General features: G+C 68.7%; 6 protein-coding genes. 1 reads left to right on the top strand and 5 read right to left on the bottom strand.

Translation table 11 applies throughout. The features are described from left to right. The coding region (locus QK444_RS29215) for a helicase HerA-like domain-containing protein (RefSeq protein ID WP_282785348.1) at nucleotides 1-1,541 on the top strand (1,541 nt) is incomplete at its 5' end. 38 nt (nucleotides 1,542-1,579) lie between these two features. Here the strand turns inward: QK444_RS29215 and lysA are convergent. From lysA to QK444_RS29190, 5 genes are all read right to left on the bottom strand, one after another. After that, the gene (gene lysA, locus QK444_RS29210) at nucleotides 1,580-2,920 is read right to left on the bottom strand and encodes a diaminopimelate decarboxylase (protein ID WP_282785347.1); all 1,341 of its coding nucleotides are present in this window, start codon (nucleotides 2,918-2,920) and stop codon (nucleotides 1,580-1,582) included. 142 nt (nucleotides 2,921-3,062) lie between these two features. Beyond that, a complete protein-coding gene (gene cmrA, locus QK444_RS29205) occupies nucleotides 3,063-3,857 on the bottom strand; it encodes a mycolate reductase (RefSeq protein ID WP_282785346.1) in 795 nt (264 codons plus the stop codon). Between the two features lie 152 nt (nucleotides 3,858-4,009). Continuing rightward, nucleotides 4,010-4,585 (bottom strand): VOC family protein, encoded by a 576-nt coding sequence (locus QK444_RS29200; RefSeq protein WP_282785345.1) that lies wholly within the window; start codon nucleotides 4,583-4,585, stop codon nucleotides 4,010-4,012. Beyond that, nucleotides 4,585-6,612: an NADPH-dependent 2,4-dienoyl-CoA reductase gene (locus QK444_RS29195; protein WP_282785344.1), complete on the bottom strand. Its 2,028-nt coding sequence runs from the start codon at nucleotides 6,610-6,612 to the stop codon at nucleotides 4,585-4,587. The genes QK444_RS29200 and QK444_RS29195 overlap by 1 nt, the downstream gene beginning before the upstream one ends. A gap of 18 nt (nucleotides 6,613-6,630) precedes the next feature. After that, nucleotides 6,631-7,144: PadR family transcriptional regulator (locus QK444_RS29190; protein ID WP_282785343.1), on the bottom strand; the 514-nt coding region annotated here is incomplete at its 5' end.

Below are 7,144 nucleotides of genomic sequence, written 5' to 3'. Positions count from 1 at the left end.
CCGGGTCCGCCGCGCCGGCGGCCGAGGCCATCGCGGCCGGTTACGCCTTCGAGGGGCTCGCCCTCGAGCTGGGCACCGTCATCGTGGACGGCGAGGTGAATCCCTCCGCGCGCGTGCGCATTCCGATGAAGACCATGAACCGCCACGGATTGGTCGCGGGGGCCACCGGGACCGGTAAGACCAAGACCATTCAGGGCATCGCCGAGCAGTTGTCGGCGGCGGGGGTGCCGGTGGTGCTCGCCGATATCAAGGGAGACCTGTCCGGGCTCGCGCAGCCGGGACAGTCCAATGACAAGATTCTGCGGCGGGCCGAGGAGACCGGCGATCCGGACTGGCAGCCGACCGGGTATCCGTGCGAGTTCGTCTCGCTGGGCACCGGTGGCATCGGGGTGCCCATTCGCGCCACCATCACCTCGTTCGGGCCGATTCTGCTGTCGAAGGTGCTGGGACTCAACGAAACCCAGGAATCCACCCTGGGCCTGATCTTCCACTGGTCGGACAAGAACGGCTTCCCGCTGCTGGATCTGAAGGATCTGCGGTCGGTGATCCAGTTCCTCACCAGCCCGGAGGGCAAGGAGGATCTCAAGGGTATCGGCGGTGTCTCCGCTGCCACGGCGGGCGTGATCCTGCGCGCCCTGGTGAACCTGGAGGCCGAGGGCGGCGACACCTTCTTCGGCGAACCCGAACTGGATCCGTCGGATCTGCTGCGCACCGCGGGCGGTCAGGGCGTGATCACGCTGTTCGAACTGGGTTCGCAGGCCGCGCGGCCGCAGCTGTTCTCGACCTTCCTCATGTGGGTGCTGGCCGATCTGTTCCAGACGCTGCCGGAGATCGGCGATATGGACAAGCCGAAGCTGGTGTTCATCTTCGACGAGGCGCATCTGCTGTTCAACGACGCGTCCAAGGCGTTCCTGGACCAGGTGGAGCAGACGGTGAAGCTCATCCGCTCCAAGGGCGTCGGCGTGTTCTTCTGCACCCAGTTGCCCACCGACATCCCGAACTCGGTGCTCTCGCAGCTGGGCGCACGCATCCAGCACGCGCTGCGCGCCTTCACCCCGGAGGACCAGAAGGCGCTGTCCAAGACCGTGCGCACCTACCCGAAGACCGCCACCTACGACCTCGAGAAGGCGCTCACCTCACTGGGTATCGGCGAGGCGGTGGTCACCGTGCTGTCGGAGAAGGGCGCGCCCACCCCGGTGGCCTGGGCCCGCATGCAGCCGCCGCGTTCGCTCATGGACACTATCGGCGACGACGGCATCCGCTCCCGCGCCCAGTCGAGCACCCTGTACGCCAAATACGGCCAGACCATCGACCGTGATTCGGCCTACGAGATCCTCGCCGAGAAGGTCGCCGCCGCGGCGGAGCGGGCCGAGGACGAACCCGCGCCCACCCGCTCCCGCTCCCGCCGGGCCGAGCCGGTGGAGGAGTCCATGGCCGAGAAGATCGTCAACAACGCGGCCTTCAAGAACTTCCTGCGCTCCGCCGCCACCGTGGCCGGACGCGAGATCGGCCGCAGCATCTTCGGCACCAGGAAGCGGTGACCGCACCCTGCCGGCCCACGGATCGCGCCTGACGGCCGCTAGCCCACGTCGCGGCGCAGCAGATCGTCGACCGTCTCGCGGCGCAGCAGTTCGCGGCAGCGGCCGCCGCTGATCGCCACGATGGGCGGGCGGCCGACGCCGTTGTAGGTGGAGGCGAGGCTGTGGTGGTACGCGCCGGTGCACGGCACCGCCAGCACCTCACCCGGCCGCAGGTCGGCGGGCAGACGCACGTCGGCGGCGAGGATGTCGCCCGCTTCGCAGTAGCGGCCCGCGACGGTGGCGGTCATCTCCGGGCCGACGGTGTGCCGGTTGGCGACCACGGCGTCGTAGCGCGCGCCGTACAGCGCCACGCGCGGGTTGTCGCTCATGCCGCCGTCCACCGTCACGTAGGTGTGGCCGTCGTCGATCCGCTTGATGGACAGCACCCGGTACAGCGTGATCCCGGCCCGCGCCACGATGGCGCGGCCGGGTTCGACGGCGATCCCCGGGCGCGGGAAGCCGTAGCGCGCGCAGGCGGCGTCCAGGGCGTCCTCGACGATGTCGGCGAGTTCGGGCAGGTTCATCTCGGCGTCACCGCACCGGTAGGCCACCGCGTGCCCGCCGCCCAGATCCAGTTCGGTGAGCAGGTGGTCGTGGTCGTCGCGCACCCGCGCCATGGCGGAGACCAGGCGGCGGACCGCCTCCCCGAACGGGAAGGTGTCGTGGATCTGCGAGCCGAGATGGCAGTGGAAGCCGACCAGGCGCAGATTCGGTTGCCGCAGCACGCGTTCCACCGCTTCGGCGGCCAGGTCGCTGCCCACCGGGAAGCCGAACTTCTGATCGGCGACGCCGGTGCGCACGGCCGGATGCGAGTCGATGTCGATATCGGGGGAGATGCGCAGCAGCACCCGCTGCGGTGTGGTGGCCAGCGCGGCCAGCAGCGGGATCTCGGTGAGCGAGTCGATCACGATGCGACCGACACCGGCGCGCACCGCCGCCTGCATCTCGTGGAACGGTTTCCCGTTGCCGTGCAGGATGATTCGCTTGGGGTCGACACCGGCCGCCAGGGCTATGGCTAGTTCTCCGGCCGAGCAGACGTCCAGCGAAAGCCCTTCGGAGGTAACCCATTCCGCTACCGCCCGGGTGAGCAGCGCCTTGCCCGCGTAGATGACCTCCGCGTCCGGGAAGTATTTGCGGTAGGCGCGGCAGCGGGCGCGCACCTCGTCCTCGGCGAGCACGTAGGTGGCGGTGCCGTACTGGTCGGCGATATCGGAGAGGGCCACCCCGCCGACGGTGATGCGGCCGTCCGTGTCGTAGTGGGTGTCGGTCGGCCAGACCGACGGGGCCAGTCGCGGCACCATCGTCGATCCCAGGGAGGGGAACATGTCGAGCAGCGTCACGGTGTCTCCAGCTGTCGTCCCCGCCGTTCGGTATGCGGGGCCGATGTCAGGACTACGCCGGTTCCGGGGGACCGGCGCGTACGGTAACGCTGCTTTGACGGCCTCCCGGCCGATCTTGACGGATTCCTGACCCCTCAGCCGGTCAGCTGCCCAGCTTCTTGTACACCGAGCCGGCGACCACCGAGGTGATGGAACGCGGGCCGAACTGCCCCGCCAGGCTCATCCCCTTGCTGAGCACGCCCGGGACGATGCGCATCCGGTTGCGGGCCAGGCCGTCGATGGAGATCTTGGCGGCGTGCGCGGCGGAGACCCAGACGAAGTCCGGGATCTTGTTGCCCACATCCTCCTGATCCGGGTTGTCGGTGCGCACCGGGCCGGGGGCCAGCAGCGTGACGTGGACGCCGGTGTCCTTGAGCTCACCGCGCAGCGATTCGGAGAAGGTGTTGGTGAACGCCTTGCTCGCGGCATAGGTGGCATTGTTCGGGATGGGCATATTGCCCGCCGCCGAACCGGTGATCAGGATGCCGCCGGCGCGCCGCGCCAGCATGCCCGGCAGCACCGCCAGGGACAGATCGTGCACGGCGACGGCATTGAGTTCCATGATGTCGCGCTCGTAGTCCAGATCCAGGTCGGCGAGCGCCCCGAAGGTGGCCACCCCGGCGTTGTTGCACAGGATCGCGATATCGCGGCCGGACAGCTCCTTGGCCAGCGGAGCCCGCTGCTCCCGATCGGACAGGTCCACCGCCCGCACCTCGGCGATCACGCCGTACTTCTCGGTCAGCCGCTGCGCCAGCTGGTTCAGCAGATCCTCGCGTCGGGCGACGAGGATGACGTTGTAGCCGCGCGACGCGAGCTCGGTGGCGAGGGCGGTGCCGATACCGGACGAGGCTCCGGTGATGACGGCACGGTTGTCAGCGGTGGGTGCGGGAAGACTCACGGTTGGCGAGCTTACCCGCCTCCCGAATTCGCAGCGCGCGGTTGACAGCCGTCGCCAGTCGTGCGCGCGTGCCGGCGGTGAGTGCCGAAACCATGCTGGACGTACCCGACGAGTTGCCCTCGCCTCGCGAGATCAGTTGTCGCGTCTGCGGTCTACTTCTCCATGAAGGCAATGCCCCAGTTGACATGTCCCCGCCAGACGCTGGCGATGCGGCCGCCCTGGACGGCGGGCTTGGGATCGCCGATGGGACCGCCCGCGGCACGCACGGCCGCGACCGTGGCATCCAGGTCGTCGGCCATGAAGGCGACGCCGACCAGGGCTCGGGGCAGGCCGGAGGTGACGACCTCGATGAAGGCTTCGCCGACGCGGTAGAAGGCCATTTCCGGGCCGTCGGGGCCGCGCGGGTGGAAGCGGCGGCGCGGGGGCACGCCGAGGACCGCGTTCAGGTCCTCGACCGCCGTGTCCAGGTCGGGGACCCAGTAGACGATGTGGTCCACGCGGGTCACGCCGTTCGGATGCGGTGCCGCGGGCGGTGCGTCCGTCGTATCCAGCAGGGCCGGGACGTCCAGCAGCGCCGGGTCGGCGTGCACCGCGTCGAAACCCCACGCGGGTTCGCCGAAGGTGCACGTCACCTGGCCGATGCGCACGGCGCCGTCGGTGACGGTGAATCCCAGTGCCGCCCAGGCTCGCTCGTCTCCGGGCAGGCCGAGGCGGGTCAGCAGCGGCATTACAGCGCCGCCGCCAGGCGGGTGCCCTGGTCGATGGCGCGTTTGGCGTCGAGTTCGGCGGCCAGGTCCGCACCGCCGATGAGATGCACCCGCACGCCCGCCGTCCGCAGCGGCTCCTCCAGTTCCCGCACGGATTCCTGTCCGGCGCAGAGGATCACGTTGTCGCATTCGATGACCCGCGGCCGTTCCCGCTTCTCGCCGAAGCTGATGTGCAGGCCGCGGTCGTCGATGCGCTCGTAATTCACGCCGCCGATCTGCTCGACGCCCTTGGCCTTCACCGCCGCCCGGTGCACCCAGCCGCTGGTCTTGCCGAGCCCCTTGCCGAAGGATGAGGTCTTGCGTTGCAGCAGCACCACGTCCCGGGCGGCGGGGGAGGGCTTGGGGGTGGTGACGAATCCGCGCACGTTCTCATCGTCGGTGACGCCCCACTCCTCTTTCCACTCGTCGAGTTTGAGGCTGGGATGCCCTTCCACGGTGAGGAATTCGCTCACGTCGAAGCCGATGCCGCCCGCGCCGATCACGGCCACCTTCTTGCCGACCGGCTTGCCGTCGCGCACCAGCTCGGCGTAGGTGAGCACCTTCGGGTGGTCGATGCCCGGAATCTTCGGGATGCGGGGCCGCACGCCGGTGGCCAGAATGACCTCGTCGTAGTTCCCGTCGATGAGCTGCTGGGCGGTGGCGCGGGTCTCCAGATGCAGGCGCACGCCCGCGACCTCGATCATCCGCGTGTAGTAGCGGATGGTCTCGTTGAACTCCTCCTTGCCCGGAATGCGCCGGGCGATGTCGAACTGGCCGCCGATCTTGTCATCGGATTCGTACAGGTCCACGTGGTGACCGCGTTGGGCCAGGCTGACCGCCGCGGAGAGTCCGGCCGGGCCCGCCCCGACCACGGCGAAACGTCGGGTGCGCCGGGTGGGCAGCAGCTTCAGTTCGGTTTCGTGACCTGCACGCGGGTTCAGCAGGCAGGACACGTGTTTGGCCTGGAAGGCGTGATCGAGGCAGGCCTGGTTGCAGGCGATGCAGGTGTTGATCTCGTCGGTGCGCGCCTCCTGCGCCTTGACCACCCAGTCCGGGTCGGCCAGCAGCGGGCGGGCCAGCGAGATGAGGTCGGCGTCGCCGCGGGTGAGGATCTCCTCGGCGGTCTCGGGCATATTGATGCGGTTCGACGCGCACACCGGAATGCTCACGATGTCTTTGACTTTCGCGGTCCATTCCACGAACGCCGCGCGCGGCACCGAGGTGACGATGGTGGGCACGCGCGCCTCGTGCCAGCCGATGTCGGTATTGATGATGGTGGCCCCGGCGGCCTCCACATCCCGTGCGACAGCGGCAATCTCGTCCCAGGTCTGGCCGTTCTCCACGAAATCGGCCATGGATAGCCGGAATACGATGATGAAATCCGGTCCGGTGGCCGCGCGCACCCGCTCGACGATCTCGGCGGCGATGCGGCGGCGGTTCTCGGAGCTGCCGCCCCACTTGTCCTTGCGTTTGTTGGTGCGCGGCACCAGGAACTGGTTGATGAAATAGCCCTCGCCGCCCATGATCTCGACGCCGTCGTAGCCCGCGAACTTGGCCAGCTGGGCGCAGCGCGCGTAATCGTCGATGGTCTGCTCGACGCCCCTGGATGACAGGGCGCGCGGGCGGAAGGGGTTGATCGGGGCCTTGATCGAAGAGGCCGACACGCTGCCGGGCATATACGAGTAGCGGCCCGCGTGCAGGATCTGCAGGGCGATCTTGCCGCCCTCGGCGTGTACCGCCTTGGTGATGGCGCGATGCCGGTACGCCTCGGTCCTATTGGTCAGTTTCGCCCCGAAGGGCAGCAGCCAGCCGGTGCGGTTGGGGGCGTAGCCGCCGGTGATGATGAGTCCCACACCGCCTTTGGCGCGTTCGGCGAAGTAGGCGGCGAGCTTGTTGGTGTTCCACGCGCGATCCTCCAGACCGGTGTGCATGGAACCCATCACCACCCGGTTGCGCAGGGTGGTGAATCCGAGGTCGAGCGGTTCGACGAGGTGCGGATAGAGACTCATCGCTGAGCACTGCCTTTCTCAAGGCGCGGGCGACGGGGCTGTGTCGCCTCGCGGGTCCGTGTCCCGCCGCAGGGCGGCGAGGATTTCATCGCACCAGTCGACGAACCCCTCCTCGACGCGGATGCCGCCGCGCAGGACGAGGTACTGGTGCAGGGCCGTCCCGGAGAGTCGATCCGGTGCGGAGAAGTCCTTCTTCTCGAAGGCGCGGTACAGCTCGAGTCGTTGGGCGTGCTGATCGCGCAGGCGGGTCACCTCGGTGCAGAGCGTGGGGATGTCGCCGTGTGAGGCGGCGCGCAGCTTCACGCCCAGCTCGTTGCGCATGGGTCCGATGTCGAGGGGTTCGGCGATCCAGCGGGTGAGTTCGGCTCGCCCGGCGTCGCTGACCGTGTACACCTTCTTGTCCGGTCGCCCGTCCTGTGCCACGGCCTCGGCGCTCACCCAGCCATGCTGTTCCATACGCTTGAGGACGCGGTAGATCTGCTGGTGGGTGGCGTTCCAGAAGAAGCCGATGGATTTGTCGAAGCGGGGGGGG

It is taken from the genome of Nocardia sp. CC201C (assembly GCF_030010695.1).
Lineage (GTDB): Bacteria > Actinomycetota > Actinomycetes > Mycobacteriales > Mycobacteriaceae > Nocardia > Nocardia otitidiscaviarum.
This window is presented reverse-complemented; position numbering and strand designations above follow the sequence as displayed.